The organism is Bradyrhizobium sp. CCBAU 51745 (assembly GCF_028128715.1).
GTDB classification, from domain to species: Bacteria; Pseudomonadota; Alphaproteobacteria; order Rhizobiales; family Xanthobacteraceae; genus Bradyrhizobium; species Bradyrhizobium manausense.
Genome location: NZ_LBJP01000007.1, coordinates 412,964 through 432,134 on the forward strand (window position 1 = coordinate 412,964; position 19,171 = coordinate 432,134).

At 64.8% G+C, this 19,171-nt stretch carries 20 protein-coding genes, 1 tRNA gene and 1 riboswitch; of the genes, 8 read left to right on the forward strand and 13 right to left on the reverse strand.

The features are described from left to right. Window positions 1-2: 2 nt before the first annotated feature. Window positions 3-515 (reverse strand): GNAT family N-acetyltransferase, encoded by a 513-nt coding sequence (locus XH98_RS09195; protein WP_162268319.1) that lies wholly within the window; start codon window positions 513-515, stop codon window positions 3-5. Continuing rightward, the gene (locus XH98_RS09200) at window positions 515-1,096 is read right to left on the reverse strand and encodes a helix-turn-helix domain-containing protein (RefSeq protein ID WP_220004127.1); all 582 of its coding nucleotides are present in this window, start codon (window positions 1,094-1,096) and stop codon (window positions 515-517) included. Before XH98_RS09200 ends, XH98_RS09195 begins: the two co-directional genes overlap by 1 nt. 175 nt (window positions 1,097-1,271) lie before the next feature. Here XH98_RS09200 and XH98_RS09205 point away from each other — a divergent pair, with 175 nt between their 5' ends. Then, window positions 1,272-2,267, forward strand: coding sequence for an alpha/beta fold hydrolase (locus tag XH98_RS09205; protein ID WP_271598693.1), 996 nt, complete (start codon window positions 1,272-1,274; stop codon window positions 2,265-2,267). A 7-nt stretch (window positions 2,268-2,274) separates the two neighbouring features. Here XH98_RS09205 and rpiB read toward each other — a convergent pair whose 3' ends face one another. After that, window positions 2,275-2,724: a ribose 5-phosphate isomerase B gene (gene rpiB / locus XH98_RS09210; RefSeq protein WP_271598692.1), complete on the reverse strand. Its 450-nt coding sequence runs from the start codon at window positions 2,722-2,724 to the stop codon at window positions 2,275-2,277. 17 nt (window positions 2,725-2,741) lie between these two features. Next, a tRNA-Gly gene (locus XH98_RS09215) sits at window positions 2,742-2,815 on the reverse strand. Window positions 2,816-2,992: 177 nt separating this feature from the next. Here XH98_RS09215 and XH98_RS09220 point away from each other — a divergent pair. The 5 genes from XH98_RS09220 to XH98_RS09240 all read left to right on the forward strand — a co-directional run bounded on the left by XH98_RS09220 (window position 2,993) and on the right by XH98_RS09240 (window position 6,121). After that, window positions 2,993-3,571 (forward strand): methylated-DNA--[protein]-cysteine S-methyltransferase, encoded by a 579-nt coding sequence (locus tag XH98_RS09220; RefSeq protein WP_271618415.1) that lies wholly within the window; start codon window positions 2,993-2,995, stop codon window positions 3,569-3,571. A 94-nt stretch (window positions 3,572-3,665) separates the two neighbouring features. Then, window positions 3,666-4,505 carry a helix-turn-helix transcriptional regulator gene (locus XH98_RS09225; RefSeq protein ID WP_271618416.1) on the forward strand — a complete coding sequence of 280 codons (840 nt, stop codon included), beginning with the start codon at window positions 3,666-3,668 and terminating at the stop codon, window positions 4,503-4,505. Window positions 4,506-4,560: 55 nt separating this feature from the next. Further along, window positions 4,561-4,920: a VOC family protein gene (locus XH98_RS09230; protein ID WP_271618417.1), complete on the forward strand. Its 360-nt coding sequence runs from the start codon at window positions 4,561-4,563 to the stop codon at window positions 4,918-4,920. A gap of 140 nt (window positions 4,921-5,060) precedes the next feature. Then, window positions 5,061-5,450: an SRPBCC family protein gene (locus XH98_RS09235; RefSeq protein WP_271598688.1), complete on the forward strand. Its 390-nt coding sequence runs from the start codon at window positions 5,061-5,063 to the stop codon at window positions 5,448-5,450. 197 nt (window positions 5,451-5,647) lie between these two features. Then, a complete protein-coding gene (locus XH98_RS09240) occupies window positions 5,648-6,121 on the forward strand; it encodes a hypothetical protein (protein ID WP_271598687.1) in 474 nt (157 codons plus the stop codon). Here the strand turns inward: XH98_RS09240 and XH98_RS09245 are convergent. From XH98_RS09245 to XH98_RS09255, 3 genes are all read right to left on the reverse strand, one after another. Further along, the gene (locus tag XH98_RS09245; RefSeq protein WP_271618418.1) at window positions 6,118-7,560 is read right to left on the reverse strand and encodes an MATE family efflux transporter; all 1,443 of its coding nucleotides are present in this window, start codon (window positions 7,558-7,560) and stop codon (window positions 6,118-6,120) included. The two genes, XH98_RS09240 and XH98_RS09245, sit on opposite strands and share 4 nt — an antisense overlap. Before the next feature lie 166 nt (window positions 7,561-7,726). Beyond that, window positions 7,727-8,776 carry a hypothetical protein gene (locus XH98_RS09250; protein ID WP_271618419.1) on the reverse strand — a complete coding sequence of 350 codons (1,050 nt, stop codon included), beginning with the start codon at window positions 8,774-8,776 and terminating at the stop codon, window positions 7,727-7,729. A gap of 197 nt (window positions 8,777-8,973) precedes the next feature. Continuing rightward, complete coding sequence (locus tag XH98_RS09255; RefSeq protein ID WP_442868562.1) at window positions 8,974-10,110, reverse strand: 2'-deoxycytidine 5'-triphosphate deaminase; 1,137 nt, start codon at window positions 10,108-10,110, stop codon at window positions 8,974-8,976. An 80-nt stretch (window positions 10,111-10,190) separates the two neighbouring features. Continuing rightward, window positions 10,191-10,270, forward strand: a riboswitch (SAM riboswitch). A gap of 73 nt (window positions 10,271-10,343) precedes the next feature. Here XH98_RS09255 and XH98_RS09260 point away from each other — a divergent pair. Continuing rightward, window positions 10,344-11,531, forward strand: a complete 1,188-nt coding sequence (locus tag XH98_RS09260) for an O-succinylhomoserine sulfhydrylase (protein WP_057745218.1) — start codon at window positions 10,344-10,346, stop codon at window positions 11,529-11,531. 121 nt (window positions 11,532-11,652) lie between these two features. Here XH98_RS09260 and XH98_RS09265 read toward each other — a convergent pair whose 3' ends face one another. From XH98_RS09265 to XH98_RS09275, 3 genes are read right to left on the reverse strand one after another with little or no spacing between them, the layout of a single operon-like run. Next, complete coding sequence (locus XH98_RS09265) at window positions 11,653-12,654, reverse strand: SGNH/GDSL hydrolase family protein (RefSeq protein ID WP_271598683.1); 1,002 nt, start codon at window positions 12,652-12,654, stop codon at window positions 11,653-11,655. A gap of 12 nt (window positions 12,655-12,666) precedes the next feature. Then, entirely contained in the window at window positions 12,667-13,446 is a 780-nt protein-coding gene (locus tag XH98_RS09270; protein ID WP_271598682.1) for an SGNH/GDSL hydrolase family protein, read from the reverse strand. Continuing rightward, window positions 13,446-14,717 (reverse strand): OpgC domain-containing protein, encoded by a 1,272-nt coding sequence (locus tag XH98_RS09275; RefSeq protein ID WP_271598681.1) that lies wholly within the window; start codon window positions 14,715-14,717, stop codon window positions 13,446-13,448. Before XH98_RS09275 ends, XH98_RS09270 begins: the two co-directional genes overlap by 1 nt. Window positions 14,718-14,898: 181 nt before the next feature. Between XH98_RS09275 and apaG the strand changes: the two genes are divergently transcribed. After that, a complete protein-coding gene (gene apaG / locus XH98_RS09280; RefSeq protein WP_057745205.1) occupies window positions 14,899-15,291 on the forward strand; it encodes a Co2+/Mg2+ efflux protein ApaG in 393 nt (130 codons plus the stop codon). Window positions 15,292-15,413: 122 nt separating this feature from the next. On the opposite strand, the gene XH98_RS09285 is transcribed toward apaG, so the two are convergent. The 3 genes from XH98_RS09285 to XH98_RS09295 form a co-directional block, all read right to left on the reverse strand. Then, window positions 15,414-16,433, reverse strand: a complete 1,020-nt coding sequence (locus tag XH98_RS09285; protein ID WP_057745202.1) for an Hsp33 family molecular chaperone — start codon at window positions 16,431-16,433, stop codon at window positions 15,414-15,416. A 163-nt stretch (window positions 16,434-16,596) separates the two neighbouring features. Continuing rightward, window positions 16,597-17,520 carry an ornithine carbamoyltransferase gene (argF, locus tag XH98_RS09290; protein ID WP_271618420.1) on the reverse strand — a complete coding sequence of 308 codons (924 nt, stop codon included), beginning with the start codon at window positions 17,518-17,520 and terminating at the stop codon, window positions 16,597-16,599. Next, window positions 17,520-18,722, reverse strand: coding sequence for an aspartate aminotransferase family protein (locus tag XH98_RS09295; RefSeq protein WP_271618421.1), 1,203 nt, complete (start codon window positions 18,720-18,722; stop codon window positions 17,520-17,522). Before XH98_RS09295 ends, argF begins: the two co-directional genes overlap by 1 nt. Between the last annotated feature and the right edge of the window lie 449 nt (window positions 18,723-19,171).

Here is a 19,171-nt window from a genome sequence, read left to right on the forward strand (position 1 = left end):
CGTCACGGCCTCACGTCAGTTGCAAGCGTCTTCTGCATGAAGACGAGATCGAGCCAGCGGCCGAACTTGCAGCCGACCTCCGGCATGCGGGCGACCTCGACAAAGCCGAGCGAGGCGTGCAGGCCGATCGAGCCGGCATTGAGGGCCTCGATCCCGGCGATCATGGCATGCTTGTTCATCGCCGCAGCGCGCTCGATCAGCGCGGCCAGCAGGCTGCGGCCGATGCCGGCGCGGTGATGGCGCTCATCGACATAGACCGAATTCTCGACGGTGTGGCGATAGCCGGGGAAGGGACGGAAATCGCCGAACGAGGCGAAGCCGACGACATCCCTGCCCTTCATCGCGACCAGCACGGGATAGCCCGCCTGCTGCCTTGCGCGGATCCATTCGCGCCGCGAAGAGAGATCGGCCGGCCCGTCGGTCCAGACCGCCGTGGTGTTGATCGCGGCGAAATTGTAGATGGCGAGGATGTCCGCGGCATCCTCCAGCGTGGCGTCCCGGATGATCAGCGGCATCACATTTTCCCGTAAGATGTGCCGCGCCTGGTGATGATGACGTAGCGGGCATCCTGCTTGGTTTCGTTCTCGAAGGTCACCGCGCGCATGACGTCGAAGTCGAGGCAGTCGCCCTCGCGCAGGCGCACCGTCTTGGCGTCGATATGCACGCAGACCGCGCCCTCCAGCATCAAGAGCTGCTGGGTGAAGGCGTTGCGGCCCCAGGGGCTATACGGCACCCGCGCGCCGGCCGGCATGTCGACGACGATGATCTCGATGCCGCTCGCCGCATCGACGGGCGAGGCATGTCGGCGCCGGTAGCCGCTATCGGGATCGCGCCATTGCGGCTGGTCGGCGAGGCGCGTCAGCCGCTCCGGCGGCTTCTCCGAGAGTGCAACGACGTCGCTGAGCGAGACATCGAGCGCCGCGCAGAGCTTGTTCAGCAGCGCCGCCGTCGCGCTGCTCTGCGCCCGCTCCACCCGCCCGATCATGGCCCGGCTGACGCCGGATCGGCTGGCGAGCTCGTTCAACGTCATCCCTGCCTGCATCCTCAGAGTCTTCAAGCGGCGACCGATCGCGCGATCGAGTTTTTGCTGGTCCATGGCCTTCCGATCCGAACATCGCCCGGCACAGGGACCGCATCCGCCGGACAGGGGAGAGCTTAGAGCGGAGGAGCGGGGCGTGCCGCGAGCGAGAGGCTAATATATTGGAATCTTTGCGCGCCGGGCAGTAACGTTTAGGATGCACCAAACAACCATGCAGCGGGGAGGCGATGACATGAGCGGACCGACGCAGCGGATCATCAAAGCCAACGGCATCAACCTCAACATCGCCGAACAGGGCGAGGGGCCGCTGGTGCTGCTCTGCCACGGCTTTCCGGAAAGCTGGTATTCCTGGCGTCATCAGCTCGAGGCATTGGCGGCGGCCGGCTACCACGCCGTCGCGCCCGACATGCGCGGTTACGGCAAGAGCGACAAGCCTGAAGCGATCGACCAGTACACGATCTTCCACATGATCGGCGATCTCGTCGGCGTGCTCGATGCGTTCGCGGCAAAGAGCGCCATCATCGTCGGCCATGACTGGGGTGCGGGGATCGCCTGGCACGCGGCGCGGCTGCGCCCCGACCGCTTTCGCGCCGCTGCCATTCTCAGCGTGCCGTATCGCCCGCGCAGCGAGGTGCGACCGACCAGCGTGATGCCGCAGACCGAGGAAGCCCAGTTCTATCAACTGTACTTTCAGCAGCCCGGCGTCGCCGAAGCGGAGTTCGAGGCGGATACGCGCAAGGCGCTTGCCGCGATGCTGTTCGGCGGCTCCGGCGAGGGCGTCACCGCCATTCGCGCCATGGCGGCCGCGAGCGGACAGACGTCAAAAGGCGTCGGCATGGTCTCGCGCAAGGACGGCATGCTGCCGAAAGTGCCGGTGCCGTTGCCGTCGTGGCTCAGCGCCGCCGACCTCGATTATTACGCCGCCGAATTCGCCCGTAGCGGTTTTCGCGGGCCGCTCAACTACTACCGCAACCTCGACCGCAACTGGGAGCTGATGGGCGCGTTCGAGGGCGTCAAGGTAACAGTGCCCACGCTGTTCATCGCCGGCGACCTCGACATGGTGATCGCCTTCCCCGGTGCGGCCGAGCATCTCGCCAACATGAAGCAATGGGTGCCACAGCTGCGCGAGATCAAAATGCTGCCGGGCTGCGGACACTGGACGCAGCAGGAGCGGCCCGCCGAAGTGAACGCGGCGCTGGTCGACTTCCTGCGCAGCTTGCCGGGTTGAGCGGTCGCTAGCAGGTCCCGAGCTTGTCGATGCGCTTTTGATGGCGCCCGCCCTCGAACGCCGTCCCCAGGAACGCTTCGACACATTCCTTTGCGACCACCTCGCCGGTCGTGCGGCCGCCCAGCGCCAGAACATTCGCGTCATTATGCTGCCGGCAGAGCCGTGCGCCGGTGACATCATGCACGAGCGCGCAACGGATATGGGCGTGCCGGTTGGCGGCGATGGAAATGCCGATGCCCGACCCGCAGATCAGGACGCCGCGCCTGGCCTTGCCGTCCCTGATCGCGTCGGCCAGCTTGTGGGCGAAATCGGGATAGTCGACGGACGCCGCGCTGTCGGTGCCGAGGTCCAGCCACGTCACATCTGATAGCGCGGACTTCAGCGCTTCCTTGAGGGCAAAGCCCCCGTGATCACAGGCAATCGCGACCAAGCGCGTGCTTTCGTCCTTGTCGGCCATTTGCTGTCCCGGGTGATTGGAGCGGGCGAAGGGAATCGAACCCTCGTATGCAGCTTGGGAAGCTGCCGTTCTACCATTGAACTACGCCCGCCGATGCGCGTGTCCTGCGCCCATCCTGATTAGCCGAGACGGTGTCCGGCGCCAAGCGGTTTGGCGCGTCAGGCCGGACAGTTGTTAATGTCCTGGCAAGATTCCAGGTGCGCCGAATTGTGGCAGTGTTATGATGGCCGTGTCGGGGGGAGCAGCGTGCACTGAGTGGGGCGTGTGCATGGTGGGGCGTGCCTACACGATATTCGACACGGCGATAGGGCGCTGCGGCATCATCTGGAGCAGCACCGGCGTGGTCGCCGTGCAATTGCCCGAGGCACGGGAGATCGACACCCGCCGCCGGATTTTCCAGGTCCATCCCGAGGCGCGCGAGCAAGTCGCGCCTGTTAACACCGAGCTCGCCATCGAGGGTATCGTGGGCCTGCTGCAGGGCAGCGACCCCGATTTTTCCGACGTCAGCCTCGACGCCGGCGGCGTGCCGGCCTTCAACCGGCGGGTCTACGAATACACCTGCACCATCCCGCGGGGGGAGACGCGCACCTATCACGAAATCGCCAAGGCGCTGGGCGCCTCCGGCGCCGCGCATTCGGTGGCTCAGGCGATCGCCAAAAATCCCTACATGATCATCGTGCCTTGCCACCGCGTGCTGGAAACGGGCGGCTATGCCGACCGGATTTCGCCTTATGGCGGGGTGATCTCCAAGCGGCGCCTGCTGGCGCTCGAAGGCGCGCACCCGATCGCCAGCAAGACGCTGTTCGAGGTGCTGCTGCCCGTTGCCCCGCCGCGTTCACCCAGCTAAGGCGCGATCCAGATCGCACCTTGGCTTATTTTTCTGGGCACGATCTTGTCGGAAAACCGCTTACACTTTTCCGGATCATGCCTAGATAGCTGGCATGGATGCGACCACGCTGCTGACGTCTCAGTCGATGACCGTCTGCGAGTTTCGCTGCGACGCGGGACCCGGCGACACGCCGTTTGCAGAGTGCCGCACCGGTCATTCCATCGCCTATGTCCGCTCGGGCAGCTTTGGCTGCCATTGCCGCGCGGGCTTCTTCGAGCTGGTGGCGGGCTCGCTTTTGGTTGGCGCGCCCGGCGAGGAATACACCTGCACGCATGAACATGTCTGCGGCGACGTCTGCCTCGGTTTCTTCTTCAGCGACAATCTGGTCGATGCCCTCGGCGGGCGGCGCGAGACCTGGCAGGTCGGCGCGACACCGCCGCTGCCCGAGTTGATGGTGCTGGGCGAGCTTGCCCAGACGGCGGCAGATGGCAACAGCGATTTGGGCCTCGACGAGGTCGGCCAGATTCTCGCCGGCCGCTTTGTCGATGTCGTCTCCGGCAAGCCGCGCAAGCGGGTAGCGCCGACGGCGCGCGACCGGCGCCGTGCGGTCGAAGCCGCGTTGTGGATCGACGCCAATTCGCATGCCGCGATCGATCTGGAACAGGCCGCGCGCCTGGCGGACTTGAGCCCGTTCCATTTCCTGCGGCTGTTCTCCAACGTGCTCGGCGTCACCCCGCATCAATATCTGGTGCGCTCACGGCTGCGGCACGCGGCGCGCCTGCTCGCGGACGACGACATTGCCGTCACCGACATCGCCTATGACGTCGGCTTCGGCGACCTCTCCAACTTCGTCCGCACCTTCCACCGCGCCGCCGGCCTGTCGCCGACCAGGTTCCGCCAGGCCTCGAAGGGGATGCGCAAGATTCTCCAAGAGCGGTTCGCCCTCAACTGACTAGGCTCGTCTCCGGTGCGCGCCACGAGCGGCGCGCTTTGCAATGGAGATGATCATGTACGACCATATCGGATTGCGCGTTGCCGACCTCGACGCCGCCACGCGGTTCTACACCGCGGCACTGGCGCCGCTCGGTTACGTGCTGTGCTCGAGCGGCGACGGCTATGCCGGCTTCGGGCCGAAGGGCGAGCCGGCATTGTGGCTGCATCTGAACAAGGGCCGCAAGGCCGACGGCGCGCATATCGCGTTTCGTGCCAAGGACCATGACGCCGTGAAGGCGTTTCACCGCGAGGGCCTGAACAGCGGCGGCCATGACAATGGCGGCGCGGGCGCGCGCAAGGATTACAGCCCGACCTATTACGCGGCGTTCTTGATCGATCCCGATGGCAATAATGTCGAGGCGGTTTGTACGTGAGCGATCGCCACGCGCGTGATCTCGTAGGGTGGGCAAAGCGTAGCGTGCCCACCAATGCGCGCAACGATGCAGACGGTGGGCACGGCGCGCGAAGAGCGCACCTTTGCCCACCCTACTGATTCCGCATTTGAGGAAACAACATGGCCTCCATCCACAACGACGTCTCCCTCCCCGCCCCGGCCCGCGACGTCTGGGACGCGGTGCGCGATTTCGGCGCGCTGCCTCAGCGGCTGGTGCCGGGCTTCGTCACCGCATGCCAGCTCGACGGCGATACGCGTGATGTCACCTTCGCCAACGGCTCGGTTGCGCGCGAAGTGCTGGTCGATTGCGACGATATCAGACAGCGGCTGGTGTACGCGATCAGCAGCGAGCGGCTGAAACATTACAGCGCTTCGGTGCAGGTGATCGCCGACGGCGAGGCAAGCTGCCGCCTGATCTGGACCATCGACATGCTGCCGAACGAGCTTGCAGCTTACGTGCAGGAGCAGACCAAGCTAGCTGTCGCCGCCATGCACAAGGCCTTCCCGTAGTTTTTAATTTGCGCATGATCTCCGCGCAAACGCGTTCCGCGTTTGTCGCGAGGGAAAACCGCTGCACACTTTTCCGGATCATGCGCGTGCAGCGTGATCCTTCTCACAGAGCCCGCCCCTCATCGGCCGTAACCATGGCCGCGTGCGTCCTGACGGCCTCGCTCTCCCGGCGGCGCCACGCACGCGAGGAGCATGCCATGAGAGGTGCGGACAAGGTGATCTGCCAGGCAGCTGCCGTGCTGCTGCTGTTTTCGATTTCGAGCGCGCCGGCGAAGGCGCAATTCGCAGGCCTCGGAGGTGCCGGAGGCGGGGACATGATGACCCAGATGGCGCCGATGCTGGAGATGATGAAGGCGAAGATGGGCAAGCGCCGCTTCGCCATGCTGATGCAGACCATGGGCCCGATGATGAGCCGCATGATGGAGAACGGCGGCGGTGGCCTTGGCGGAATGATGGGCGGCAGCATGGGCGGCCTCGCCGGCGGCAATCTCGGCGGCGGATTCGGCGCACCCAATTACGGCGCCGGCTATGCACCGATGGGCGGCATGGGCGGCGGCGATATCATGGGCATGCTCGGCGGCGCCGGCAGCGGCGACATGATGGCGATGATCCCGCAACTGATGCGGCTCGCCAATGTCGGCGGCGGCCATCGCCGCCACAGGCATCGTTAGTCGGCAACCGACAGCACAGGCCCGACGGCGAGTTTCGGGTCTCGTGGCCCCCAGCGCGTCAGCACCACGCTGGAGCACGAGAGCACGCCGAGCACGACCATCGAGCTCGCGGCGAGCCAGAAGAAGCTTTGCGCGCTCGCGTCATGCGTCGACAGCCACCAGCCGATGCCCGCGATGTAGATCAGCCGGGCGGTCTGCGCCAGCACAGGACCGATCACCTTGGCTGCACCTTGCGAGGAGAAATACATCGTCGTTGCAAGGCCGAAGAACGCGTAGAACGGCCCGACCGTCGAGAGATATTGATGGCTCGCCGCGCGCACGGCCGCGCTGTCGGTGAAGATGTTGACCCAGAGATCCGGGAAGATCGCAACGAGGCATGCTGGCGCGCCGACGGCCACGAAGGCGGCGGCACCGGCGGTCCAGGCGATGCGGCGCGCCCGCGCGATGCGGCCCGCCCCGATCGCCATTCCGACCATGGGCACGCAGGCGATACCGAACGAGAACGCGATCGAGGTCAGCAGGAATTCGAGCCGCGCGCCGATGCCGTAGCCGGCGAGGATCGCGGTGCCGAATTTGGCCAGCATGTGGGTGAAGATCGAGATCGTCAGCACCGATTGCAGCGGCGAGAAGCAGGCGATGGCTCCGACCTTGAGGATGTCGAAGAACATCACCCATTGGATGCGCAAGCCGCGGAGTTTTGGAACGACGCGGGCGCGGCCGGAGAACAGGTACCAGCCCATCACGCAGATATTCATGGAGTAGGCGATCAGCGCGCCGGCGGCGACGCCGCGCATGCCGAGTTGCGGAAACGGGCCGAGCCCGAGGCCCAGCGTGCCGCCGAGCACGATCTGCCAGATCGCAGAGTTGAGGATGAGAAACGACGGCAGACGCATGTTGCCGGTGCCGCGCAGCACGCCCGCCATGGTGTTGAGCAGCCAGGGCAGCACGGCACCGCCGAAGAACACCTGGGTGTAGGCGATCGCATGCGTCAGCACATTGCCGCGGCCGCCGAGCATCGTCAGCACCTGAGGGCCGAAGACCAACATGCCGAGCATGAAGACGAGGCCGAAGGTGATGCCGATCAGCAGCGCATGCGCAGCCAGCGTCCCGGCACGCTCGCGATCGCCGGCGCCGAGCGCGCGTGCGATGGCCGAGGCCACGGCGCCGCCCATGGCGCCGCCCGACATCGTCATGGTCAGGATCACTGTCGGAAACACCAGCGCCATCGCGGCCAGCGCCTCGACGCCGAGCCGGCCGATATAGGAGGTCTCGGCGATCACCGTGCAGGTGCCGGCGGACAGGGCGACAACGTTCGGCCAGGCGAGGGAGAGCAGCGTGCGCAGGATCGGCCCGTCGGTCAGCGCGCTCCGTACCGGGCGCGCGGGCGACGGTCGCGGACGTTCCTGCTCATCGACCGGGATCTCGGCGACCTCAGTCATTTCCTCTCCCGGACAAATCCGCCATTCGCGGCGTGGCAATGCTTAGGTGCATCAATCATTCGCTCGCGCGAAAGGCGCGGCTGCGCACTTGTTAGCACGCTGGTTGCCGATTCCTCCTGCGTCAGGTGCAGGCGTGCCCTGCGGCAGCGCATTTCGATAGGTGGAATTAACCGATCGTCCAGACCAGCGGTGGGCGGCCGCCTGCCGTTGGGCGCAGGTGTACGCCGATGTGCCGGCCGCATCCTGCGGCGAGTCCCTCGAGCAATCCCTCCAGCACCTTGGCGCAGGCGCCGTGATAGTCAGTGACACCGTCCATCAGCTTCCAGCTCTGCTGGCGGATTTCGAAGCTGCCTTCGGATTGCGTGCTCTCGGCCGCATCGTCCTGCGCGGCGAACAGCGCGCGGAGGAAGGGCGCAAACGCGCTCGCGCCGCCGCGGCGCATCGCCAGCGGCGCCGCGATCTCATCGAAAAACTGCATGCCGATCAGATTACCGGTGATGCGCAGGAGATAGCCGGCATCTTCCGGCCCGAATAGTTGCACCATCACCGGCGCGGCGGTGCGCACATATTCCATGGCGTAGTTGCGATAGGCCTTTTCGAGCCGCGGCCTTGGCCAGCTAGCGAGGGGAAGCGCCGGCGCGGTCTTCGGATCGAACAGCGGCGCCTCCAGATGCCGCGCGTAGACGAGGCGTTGATCCGGTTCGAGCGGATGGTCGTATTGATGGTAGTAGCCTTCGAGCCCGTCCTGGCCGTCGACGCTCTGCTTGGTGCAGACGAAGCCCAACCGGAGATCACCGAGTGCGACGCCGTTGTTGGCGTGCCAGCCGCGCAGCATCGCGCGGCTGACCTCGCCCGGCACGCCGCAGATTGCCGCGCCTTTCCAGATCCAGCGCGGCGGCGGATAGCGGATCCAGGCCTTGATGTCGCTCTCATACATGTATTCGACATGCACGCCGCCGATCCAGTTGGAGAGATAGTGATATTGCGCCGCCGCCACCGCCGGCGGCAGATGATCGATCCCGAGCTTCCTGAGCCCCGGCAGGAAGCGCTCCTGCTGCTGGCGACGGAACACGCGGAAGACGAATTCGGCGGCGTCGGCCGTGCCGCGACGCGTCACCACAGTGAGGATCAGGCCGGTGAAATAGGCGTGGTAGAGATCGGCGACCGCACGCCAGCGCTTCCATTGCGCTGCTTGCGCGGCGTCTGCGGCGGTCATGGTTTGCTCCCGGCTTGTTGTTTTGCGGGAGTGTGTCATCGCGGATGGGGCTGAGCAACCAACACTAGCCCGGTGTCATCGCCCGGCGAAGACCGGGCGATCCAGTATTCCAGAGGTGTCAGTGCTTGAATCGAGAGGCCGGGGCGTACTGGATTCCCCGCCTTCGCGGGGAATGACAGCTGAGGACGGGGGTACAGCTACACCCGAAAATGCTTGCTCAGCTTGAGGCCCTGCGCCTGGTAGTTGGAGCCGATGCGCTGGCCGTACATGGCGTCGGGGCGGGACAGCATCTTCTCGTAGACGAGACGGCCGACGATCTGGCCGTGCTCGAGGATGAACGGCACCTCGCGCGAGCGCACTTCCAGCACGGCGCGCGATCCTAGCCCGCCGGCACCGGCATAGCCGAAGCCCGGATCGAAGAAGCCGGCATAGTGCACGCGGAATTCGCCGACCAGCGGATCGAACGGCACCATCTCCGCCGCGTAATCGGGCGGCACCTGCACGGCTTCCTTGGAGGCGAGGATGTAGAACTCGCCGGGGTCGAGGATCAGGCTGCCGTCGGGACGGGCCGAGATCGGCTCCCAGAAATCTTCCACCGCATAGCCGGAGCGGCGATCGACATCCACCACGCCGGTGTGGCGCTTGGCGCGATAGCCGACGAAGCCATTGCCCTTCTCCCCGGAGAGATCGACCGAGACGGCGACGCCGCCGGTGAGGTCGGCATCGTCGATGTCGACGAGGCGTTCAGTGGCATGGAGCGCATCGAGCGCATCGGCATTGAGGATGGCGTCACCAGTGCGGAAGCGCACTTGGCTTAGGCGCGAGCCTTCGCGGACCAGCACCGGAAACGTCTTCGGGCTGATCTCGGCATAGAGCGGGCCGTGATAGCCGGCGCCGATCATATCGAAGCGGCGCGTGCCGTCGGCGATCACGCGGGTGAAGACGTCGAGCCGGCCGGTCGAGCTTTTCGGATTGGCCGCCGCGACGATCTCCGGCGGTAGCGCCAGGCTCTCCAGCAGCGGCACGATATAGACGCAGTTGGTTTCCAGCACCGCACCGTCGGAGAGGCTGAACTCGTGCAGCTTCAACTGGTCGATGCGCTCGGCGACGGTGGCGCCGGGACCGGGCAGGAAACTGGCGCGGACGCGATAGGCGATATCGCCGAGACGCAAATCGAGGCTCGCCGGCTGAATCTGGCTTTCGACGAAATCATAGGCGGGCAGGATGAGGCCCGCTTCCGCCATCGCCGCGATCATGCGGTCGGGCAGGATACCATTGGCGTCGGCGGCAACCGTGAACGTCAACCGGGGGTCCTCGTCAGGGGTCGCGTACATCCGGACTTGCGGGACATACGAGCCTTTTACGGCTATCCGATGGACGCCTTGACGGAAAGGGCATTGCGGAATATGAGCATCACTTATCCCGTGGTGATTTGAGCCGGCCGGCTTGCAGCCACGTTAAATAAGTCGCTAAACAGGCCGGGGACCTCTGTGATCCCGGCCCGTGGAGATATCCAGGCCGGTTTTTTTATGACCATCTCGACAAGACGGTCATATCGGAGGGTCCTATGTCGAAGTCGCCTGCCTCTTACCGCCCCGAAACCCGCCTGGTCCATTCCGGCACCCTGCGCTCGCAATATGGCGAGACGTCGGAGGCGCTGTTTTTGACCCAGGGCTATGTCTACAACAGCGCCGAGGAGTGCGAGGCGCGGTTCAAGGGCGAAGACCCCGGCTTCATCTATTCGCGTTACTCGAATCCGACGATCGCGATGTTCGAGCGCCGCATGATCGAGCTCGAAGGCGCCGAAGCGGCCCGCTCGGCGGCGACAGGCATGGCCGCGGTGACGACGGCGATCCTCGCGCCGCTCAAGGCCGGCGACCATGTCGTGGCCTCGCGCGCGCTGTTCGGCTCGTGCCTCTACGTCATTCAGGATCTGCTTCCTCGCTACGGCATCGAGACCACGCTGGTCGATGGCGCCAATCTCGACCAATGGCAACGCGCGGTGAAGCCGAACACCAAGACGTTCTTCCTGGAGAGCCCGACCAATCCGACGCTCGACGTGCTCGACATTCCCTCGATTGCCGAGATCGCCCACAAGGGCGGCGCGCGGCTCGTGGTCGACAACGTTTTCGCGACGCCGATCTGGCAGAGCCCGCTCGCGTTAGGCGCCGACGTCGTCGTCTACTCCGCGACCAAACACATCGACGGCCAGGGCCGGTGCCTGGGCGGCATCATCCTGTCCTCGGAAGCCTTCATCGCCGAGCACATCCACAATTTCATGCGCCAGACCGGCCCGTCGATCTCGCCGTTCAACGCCTGGGTGCTGCTCAAGGGCCTGGAGACGCTAGGTGTGCGCGTGCGCGCGCAGACCGACACGGCAGCGCGCATCGCCGATGTGCTGGCGAGCCATCCCAAGATCGCGCGGCTGGTCTATCCCGGCCGCGAGGATCATCCGCAGGCGGCTCTGGTGAAGAAGCAGATGCGCGGCGGCTCGACGCTGGTCGGCTTCGAGGTCAAAGGCGGCAAGGCGGCTGCATTCCGCGTGCTCAACGAGCTCAAGCTCGCAAAGATCTCGAACAATCTTGGTGATGCCAAGAGCCTGGTCACGCATCCGGCGACGACGACGCATCAGCGGCTGAAGCCGGAAGATCGTGCCGCACTCGGCATCAGCGAGGGATTCATCCGCTTCTCGGCCGGGCTCGAGCATGCGGATGATCTGATCGAGGATCTGACCGCGGCGCTGGAGAAGGCGTAGCCACAACAAAGGTCTCGTAGGATGGGCAAAGCGTAAGCGTGCCCACGTCTTCTTCCTTCGTATCACTTAGCGGTGGTGGGCACGGCGCGTTGCGCCTTTGCCCACCCTACGGCGCAGTTGCCTACATCGGCCGGTAGGTCCGCACGTCCGCGGGCACGTTCACCCCGATCTTGATCTGGCCGACCGAGTGGATGATATCGTCGCCGAGCAGCTGGGCGAAGCAGGCATAGCCCCAATCGTTCATGTGCAGGCCGTCGGCGATGACGAAACTCTCGACCGGAAGCGCCTGCTTCTCGTGCCAGTCGCGCATCACCTCGAAGCGCGGGAAGATGCCGACGTGACGAAGCTCGGCGACCTTGCCGAGCAGCTTCACCATCTTGCTTGCGCTCTCGGGACGCTCGGTGACCCTGGGCGAATATTGCGGGTCGACCAGCACGATATCGGAATTGCCCGCAGCCTGGATGCGAGTGATGCCGTCCTCGACCATCTTGGCGGTGTCGCCGGGATCGAGATTGCGCAGCACGGCGTTGGTGCCGACCTGCCAGATCACGAGATCCGGATGCACGTCGATCACCTCCTTCTGGAGGCGCTTCATCATCTCGGGCGCGTCCTCGCCGCCGACGCCGGCATTGATGACGGTGATGTCAGCGGTCGGGTATTGCCGGCGCAGCTGCGCAGCGAGACGGTTCGGATAATTGAAGTCGGGCGAGCTCGCGCCATAGCCCGCCGTCGACGACGAGCCGAACGCGACGATGACGACGGGTTGGCCCGCGACGAGCTTGCCCGCGACATGCGGCAGCGAGCCCATCGTCTTGGCGCCGCCCTTCGGCGGCAGGCAGGGGACGCGGCTGAAAATATCGCCGGCGGATTTTGCGACCTGCTTCACCTTGTCGATGGCGCGCGAGGTGAGGCCGCGCTGATCGGTGGGCTGCTGGGCCGTCGCCGCAACCGTGGTCTGCGACGGCGAGGTGGGCGCTGGGTTAGCGGCCTGCTGCGGCGCGGCAGTCGCCTGGGCGGCCTGAGCTCGGGCAGGCGCCTGCAGCACAGGCATCAGCATCAGCAGCGTCGCCACTGCGGGCGCGGACAACCATGTCGACAGGCCAAAAGGGCGGAAAGAACTCATTAACGCTAGACCTCAATTCTGCTGCTCGGTCGGCCCCAGATGGGCAGCATCGATCACGAACTGCGCCAACGCCCGGCCAAGGCAATCATGGACCTGCTTCGCCAGCTCAGGGCCGCGCGAGGCGCTGAACAAGTCGAACTGCCCCTGATCATTCCACTGCCGCATGATCGCGAAACGATCGAACAGCGGGATATCATGCTCCTGTGCCACCACCCGCATATTGTCGAGATAAGGCGGTGCCGAGATCATGGATTCGGTACGCGGGCTGTATTGCAAATTCATCAAGACGACGTCAGCCCCTGCATGTTGCAGCGCAGCGACCCCATCGGTCACGGCGCCGCGAAAGTCATCGGGATCGATCGATCGGATAGCATCCACCGTCCCGGTCTGCCAGATGACCAAAGTAGGTGTTTTTGCTTCCATCAGCTTAACGAAGGTTCCGGCGGCCTCCTCCGCCGTCTTCTTGCTCTGTAGTTCTACGGATACGTGCACGGTCTCCGAAGGGGGCAGTTTCTCTTTCAAGATCGCCTCCATCCGTGCCGGATAGGAGCTGCTTTCCGAAAATGGGATCGTCGTCGACCGGCTTCCGATCACGAGGATCTCAAGCGGTTTGCCCGCCTTGACGGCGTCGGCGACCTTGGGGAGCTGGCTCTCGGTGGCGAGCAGATAAGGCGGCACTTCACAGGCTGCAGGGATCGGGGGCGTCGCAGGCGCGGCCTCGTCTGCGCGCGCCGAAGGCGCGGTGAGGTACCCGCATAGCAGGATCAGGCTCAGGATAACCTTCGCCGTCATCAGCCCCCTCCCGCCAGATCGGCGTTGCCGACGGCGTTTTTGGTTTTCGCACCGCTCTTGTCAGCTACGCGCTTGTACCACGAAATCACCCAGGCCATCGCCCACATGATCAGAATTCCTGAAAGACTAATCAGCGCATGCATGGCGGGTCCACCGGAGACCTCGGCCAGGATGAAATGGCCGGCAAAGGCCAGGAAGACGCCGAGACAGAAGATCTCCAGCGAGTGCTGGCCGCACACGATCAGCGGCCGCAACCATTGCGATTTCAGGCCCGGCCATTCCCGCGGCAGGAAGCGCACGGTGAGCGCGGCCAGCGCCAGGAAATGCGTGAAGCGCAGCACGTCGAGATCGGTCTTGTCGATCGGATACATCCACTGCTCGATCCGCTTCGGCATGAAGTGCGAAAGCTGCGGGACGTACCAGGTCAGCGTCACATAGAACGCCGCAACGAGATAGGCGATCGAGATCCACATCGTCACGGGCGATGCCAGAATGCGCGACATGCGTCGCGCACCTCCGAGCGCGCACCATGCGCCGAACACGAACAGCAACTGCCAGGCAAAGGGATTGAACGCCCAGAAACCGTTCGGATAGGCGGAGAAGTACAGATCGAACTGCCAGGTCGCCGCGTAAAGCAGCGCCGAGAGCGCGAGCGTGACATCGGGCCGCCATTTCATCGACCACAGGATCAGCGGCAGCGCGAGCATCAGGACGATATAGAGCGGCAGCACGTCCATGTTGACGGGACGGAAGCGCAAGAGAAGCGCCTGCACGATGGTGATGTCGGGCTGCTTGAGAAAATCCATGATGCCCATCTCTTCGGTGTAGAGCGGGTTCTCGAAGCTGGTCGCGACGTAGGAGATTTCGGCGAGGAAGATCGTGAACAGGAAGACGTGGGCGACATAGATTTGCCAGACCCGCCGCAGGACGCGCGCCGTGGCGATGACGACACCGCTCTCCAGCATCGCGCGGCCGTAGACGAAGGCTGCGGTGTAGCCCGAGATGAAGATGAAGATCTCGGTGGCGTCGCTGAAGCCGTAATTGCGGATCGTGAACCAGGTCAGCAGATTGGGCGGCAGATGGTCGATGAAGATCAGCCACAGCGCGAGGCCGCGGAACAGATCGAGCCTGAGCTCGCGCTCGCCGATGGCAGGCAGCGTGATGGCCGGCGCGGCGACGCGCGGCTTCGCGTCGACCGGTTTGGCCTCCGCGGGCTTGGCGCCTGCGGTTCCCGCGATCGTCGATCCCGTCACTTGATCGGCAATGGTCATGGGGGCCCAAAAACCCTTCCGCAAATCGCGACGTTTCAGGAGTGTACCGGGCCGGTCGCCGCCTCGCAAAGCGGCCGGATCACATCTGGGGTGTACTTCTTCGTGAATTCGGGCGGGACGATGTCGCCAAGGCCGCGTGCGGCGTTTGGTTCCTGGCCGGGTTTTCGTTATGATGGCAGCCATGTACCGCGCCGTGACCCGCCAGATCGAAGTGACCGTCGAGCCGAACTTTGTTCCGGAACAGTCCTCGGCCGACCGCTCGCGGTATTTTTGGTCCTACACCATCGTGATCACCAATTCGGGCGACGAAACCGTGCAGCTCAAGACGCGGCACTGGATCATCACCGATGCCACCGGGCGGCAGCAGGAGGTCAAGGGCGAGGGCGTGATCGGCGAGCAGCCCGTGCTCGCCCCCGGCGAACGCTTCGAATACACCTCGGGCGTGCCACTCTCCACCGCCTCCGGCTTCATGACCGGCCGCTACCTGATGGTGAGCGAAACCGGCGAGCGCTTCGAGATCGACGTGCCGACGTTCTCGCTGGACAGCCCCGACAACAAGCGGGTGTTGAACTAGAGGCGGGTGACAGTGCCGTAGGGTGGGCAAAGGCGCAAAGCACCGTGCCCACGTCTTTCGTTGTCATCGGGAGATCCGTGGGCACGGCGCAAGAGCGCCTTTGCCCACCCTACAAGAGCTCGTTACGCGTCTTCCACGCCCGCTTCATCCGGCGTGAACTCGTACACCGAGCTACAGAACTCGCAGGTCACGACGACCTTGTCGTCCTTGACCATGGCGCTGCGATCGTCAGGCGAGAAGCTCTTCAGCATGGACGCGACCGCGTTGCGCGAGCAGGAGCATTGCGCTTTCAGGACCAGCGGATTGAACACGCGCACGCCGCGCTCGTGGAACAGGCGGTAGAGCAGCCGTTCACCGGAGAGATCGGGATCGATCAACTCGACGTCCTCGACGGTCTCGATCAGCGAGCGCGCCTCGACCCAGGCATCGTCTTCGGCGACGCTGTGAGCCTCAAGGCCCTCGGGCGCATCGCCGGGATGCAGATCGGCCTGCCGCGCGCGCTCCGGCGCCTTTGGCAAAAACTGCATCAGCATGCCGCCGGCGCGCCAGCGGTGCTTGCCGCCGTCGCTCGAGCGCCACTCCTCGCCGACCGCAAGGCGCACGCGCGTCGGGATCTGCTCGGAGCGCAGGAAATATTCGTGGGCGGCGTCTTCCAGGCTGCCGCCGTCGAGCGCGACAAGGCCCTGGTAACGGCTCATATCGGGCCCCTGGTCGATGGTCATGGCGAGATGACCGCGGCCGAGCAGCGTGCCGGAATTCATTCCAGGTTCCTTGGCATCACCGAGGCGCTCGGCATCGAAGCGCGCATAGGCGCGCAGGCGATCGGGCGCCTGATAGTCGACCACCAGGAATGACACCGGCCCGTCGGTCTGGGCCTGCAGGATGAAGCGGCCCTCGAATTTGAGCGCCGAGCCGAGCAGCGTCGTCAGCACGATGGCTTCGCCGAGCAACTTGCCGACCGGTGCGGGATAATCATGCTTGGTCAGGATGTCGTCGAGCGCCGGGCCAAGCCGCACCAGACGGCCGCGCACATCGAGCGCATCGACCTCGTAGGGCAGCACGGCGTCATCGACGGGAACTGCGGAAGGCGCGCGAACCGGGCTTTCGGGCCTGGTTTTCATGTCGGGGGATTGGGAAACCATGGCGCTTTATCTGGGGTCGGAGGGCGGAAATGGAAGGGCCCCCGCATTCGGTGCTCAGAATGGCGGGGCGCGTAGCCCGGATGGAGCGCAGCGCAATCCGGGGAAGTCTTTCCGCGTTGAGAAGCCCGGATTTCGCTGCGCTCCATCCGGGCTACAAGTGAGCCTACTTCACCGCGTCAAAACACCAGGCCAAAATGCCCTTCTGCGCGTGCAGGCGGTTTTCGGCCTCGTCGAACACCACTGACTGCGGACCGTCGATCACCTCGTCGGTGACCTCCTCGCCGCGATGGGCGGGCAGGCAGTGCATGAACAGCGCATCGGGCTTGGCCAGCGACATCAGCTTGGCATTGACCTGGTAGGGCTTGAGCACGTTGTGACGGTGCTCACCTTCCTTGTCGCCCATCGACACCCAGGTGTCGGTGACGACGCAATCTGCGCCCTTCACGGCGGCCTCGGGATCGGTGCCGAGCACGATCGACGCGCCCGTCGCCTTGATGAAGTCGCGCATCACCTTCTTCGGAGCAAGCTCCGGCGGCGTTGCGACATTGAGCTTGAACTTGAAGCGTTCGGCGGCATGGGCCCAGGACGCCAGCACGTTGTTGTCGTCGCCGGTCCAGGCCACGGTGCGGCCCTCGATCGGGCCGCGATGCTCCTCATAGGTCATGAGGTCGGCCATCACCTGGCACGGATGTGAGCGCCGCGTCAGGCCGTTGATGACGGGCACGGTCGCGTTCGCCGCGAGCTCCAGCAGCGCCTCGTGATTGAGGATGCGGATCATGATGGCGTCGACATAGCGCGACAGCACGCGCGCGGTGTCGGCAATGGTCTCGCCGCGGCCGAGCTGCATCTCGGCACCGGTGAGCATGATGGGCTCGCCGCCGAGCTGGCGCATGGCGACGTCGAACGAGACGCGCGTGCGGGTCGACGGACGCTCGAAGATCATCGCCAGCGTCTTGCCTTCGAGCGGCCGCACCGGCTGATGCGCCTTCTGCTTCGCCTTCATGGCGGAGGAGGCCGCGAGCATGCTCTTGAGCTCCGACAGCGGCAGCTCGTTGATATCGAGGAAGTGCTTGGGTGCCTTGCTCATCAGCTTGCCGCCCGCTTGTTGCCTGACAGCGCCGTGCAGGCGCGCTCGAGCCTGACGATGCTCTCCTCGATTTCCGCCTCGGTGACGATCAAGGGCGGCAGGAAGCGCACGACATTGTCGCCGGCGCCGACGGTAAGCAGCTTCTCGTTGCGCAAGGCTGCGACCAGATCGCCTGATGGCACCACGGCCTTGATGCCGATCAAAAGCCCCTCACCGCGGATTTCGCTGACGATATCGGGATGACGGTCGATCACGGAGGCGAGCTTCTGCTTGAGCAGCAGCGACATCTTCTGCACGTGGTCGAAGAAGCCGGGCTTGAGCATGACGTCGAGCACGGCGTTCGCGGCCGCGATCGCCAGCGGATTGCCGCCGAAGGTCGAGCCGTGCGAGCCGGGGCCCATGCCGGCGGCCGCATCTGCAGTCGCCAGGATCGCACCGATCGGAAAACCGCCGCCGAGCGCTTTCGCCAGCGACATCGCGTCGGGTGTGACGCCGGTGCGGCGATGGGCGAAGAGATCGCCGGTGCGGCCCATGCCGGTCTGCACCTCGTCGAAGGCCAGCAGCAAGCCTTTCTCGTCGCAGAGCTGGCGGAGCGCCTTGAGGAAGGCTGATGTCGCCGGACGCACACCGCCCTCGCCCTGGATCGGCTCGATCAGGATGCCGGCGGTATGCGGGCCGATCGCCTTCTTCACGGCCTCGATGTCGCCATGCGGGATCTGGTCGAAGCCGTCCATCGGCGGACCGAAGCCTTCGAGATATTTTGCCGATCCCGTCGCGGCCAGCGTCGCGAGCGTGCGGCCGTGGAAGGCGCCCTCGAAGGTGATGATGCGATAGCGCTCCGGATGGCCCTTGGAGAAGTGATGATGGCGGACCAGCTTGATCACGCCCTCCAGCGCCTCGGCGCCGGAATTACAGAAGAACACGAAGTCGGCAAAGCTCTCATTGCAAAGACGCGCAGCGAGCTTCTCGCCGTCAGGGCTCTGGAACAGGTTCGACATGTGCCAGAGTTTCGTGGCCTGCTCCTGCAGCGCCTTGACCAGCGCCGGATGGGCATGGCCGAGTGCGTTGACCGCGACGCCCGAGGTGAAATCGAGATAGCGATCGCCATTGGTTGCGATCAACCAGACGCCTTCACCGCGCTCAAAACCGATATCGGCCCTGGCGAAAACGGGGAGCAAATGCGGCGCTGCGCTGTTGGTCATGACGATCTCTTTGGTGGTCACTTCGGATGTTTCGGACGGCCTGAACACGCATGGCGCAGCGCGTCATTTGGCCCGGAAAACGAAACGTGCCGCCTTTTAAGGGCGGCACGTGCGACTATCTTATGCTTGGCAATACGGGTGTCAATGCCGCCCGGAAAGCCTCGCGAAACGCTGAATCCGTAGTCTTGCGGTGGCGATTTTGCGGGATTTTCGCCACGGAACATGTGGAAGCGAGTCGGCGGACTCTTGCGCGTGAGTCACGGCATATTGTAGCGTTTGGCTTGTCAGATACGACATCTCGTGCAGCGGTTCTGATCCCAAAAGTCCTCATGTACCGGCGTAAACGTTCGGGCGCATCTGGCGCGCCCGGCGAGCCTTAAGGGATTCTGGCGGCACGGGTTTTTCGAAGCTTAGGCATTCGTCGTGAGGCCCCACAGATGGCTGGCGCC

What these genes read in the sequence shown, in the direction of transcription:
- XH98_RS09195 (WP_162268319.1), bottom strand. Translation starts at nt 515, where the DNA reads ATGCCGCTGATCATCCGGGACGCCACGCTGGAGGATGCCGCGGACATC.
- XH98_RS09200 (WP_220004127.1), bottom strand. Translation starts at nt 1,096, where the DNA reads ATGGACCAGCAAAAACTCGATCGCGCGATCGGTCGCCGCTTGAAGACT.
- XH98_RS09205 (WP_271598693.1), top strand. Translation starts at nt 1,272, where the DNA reads ATGAGCGGACCGACGCAGCGGATCATCAAAGCCAACGGCATCAACCTC.
- rpiB (WP_271598692.1), bottom strand. Translation starts at nt 2,724, where the DNA reads ATGGCCGACAAGGACGAAAGCACGCGCTTGGTCGCGATTGCCTGTGAT.
- XH98_RS09220 (WP_271618415.1), top strand. Translation starts at nt 2,993, where the DNA reads ATGGTGGGGCGTGCCTACACGATATTCGACACGGCGATAGGGCGCTGC.
- XH98_RS09225 (WP_271618416.1), top strand. Translation starts at nt 3,666, where the DNA reads ATGGATGCGACCACGCTGCTGACGTCTCAGTCGATGACCGTCTGCGAG.
- XH98_RS09230 (WP_271618417.1), top strand. Translation starts at nt 4,561, where the DNA reads ATGTACGACCATATCGGATTGCGCGTTGCCGACCTCGACGCCGCCACG.
- XH98_RS09235 (WP_271598688.1), top strand. Translation starts at nt 5,061, where the DNA reads ATGGCCTCCATCCACAACGACGTCTCCCTCCCCGCCCCGGCCCGCGAC.
- XH98_RS09240 (WP_271598687.1), top strand. Translation starts at nt 5,648, where the DNA reads ATGAGAGGTGCGGACAAGGTGATCTGCCAGGCAGCTGCCGTGCTGCTG.
- XH98_RS09245 (WP_271618418.1), bottom strand. Translation starts at nt 7,560, where the DNA reads ATGACTGAGGTCGCCGAGATCCCGGTCGATGAGCAGGAACGTCCGCGA.
- XH98_RS09250 (WP_271618419.1), bottom strand. Translation starts at nt 8,776, where the DNA reads ATGACCGCCGCAGACGCCGCGCAAGCAGCGCAATGGAAGCGCTGGCGT.
- XH98_RS09255 (WP_442868562.1), bottom strand. Translation starts at nt 10,110, where the DNA reads ATGTACGCGACCCCTGACGAGGACCCCCGGTTGACGTTCACGGTTGCC.
- XH98_RS09260 (WP_057745218.1), top strand. Translation starts at nt 10,344, where the DNA reads ATGTCGAAGTCGCCTGCCTCTTACCGCCCCGAAACCCGCCTGGTCCAT.
- XH98_RS09265 (WP_271598683.1), bottom strand. Translation starts at nt 12,654, where the DNA reads ATGAGTTCTTTCCGCCCTTTTGGCCTGTCGACATGGTTGTCCGCGCCC.
- XH98_RS09270 (WP_271598682.1), bottom strand. Translation starts at nt 13,446, where the DNA reads ATGACGGCGAAGGTTATCCTGAGCCTGATCCTGCTATGCGGGTACCTC.
- XH98_RS09275 (WP_271598681.1), bottom strand. Translation starts at nt 14,717, where the DNA reads ATGACCATTGCCGATCAAGTGACGGGATCGACGATCGCGGGAACCGCA.
- apaG (WP_057745205.1), top strand. Translation starts at nt 14,899, where the DNA reads ATGTACCGCGCCGTGACCCGCCAGATCGAAGTGACCGTCGAGCCGAAC.
- XH98_RS09285 (WP_057745202.1), bottom strand. Translation starts at nt 16,433, where the DNA reads ATGGTTTCCCAATCCCCCGACATGAAAACCAGGCCCGAAAGCCCGGTT.
- argF (WP_271618420.1), bottom strand. Translation starts at nt 17,520, where the DNA reads ATGAGCAAGGCACCCAAGCACTTCCTCGATATCAACGAGCTGCCGCTG.
- XH98_RS09295 (WP_271618421.1), bottom strand. Translation starts at nt 18,722, where the DNA reads ATGACCAACAGCGCAGCGCCGCATTTGCTCCCCGTTTTCGCCAGGGCC.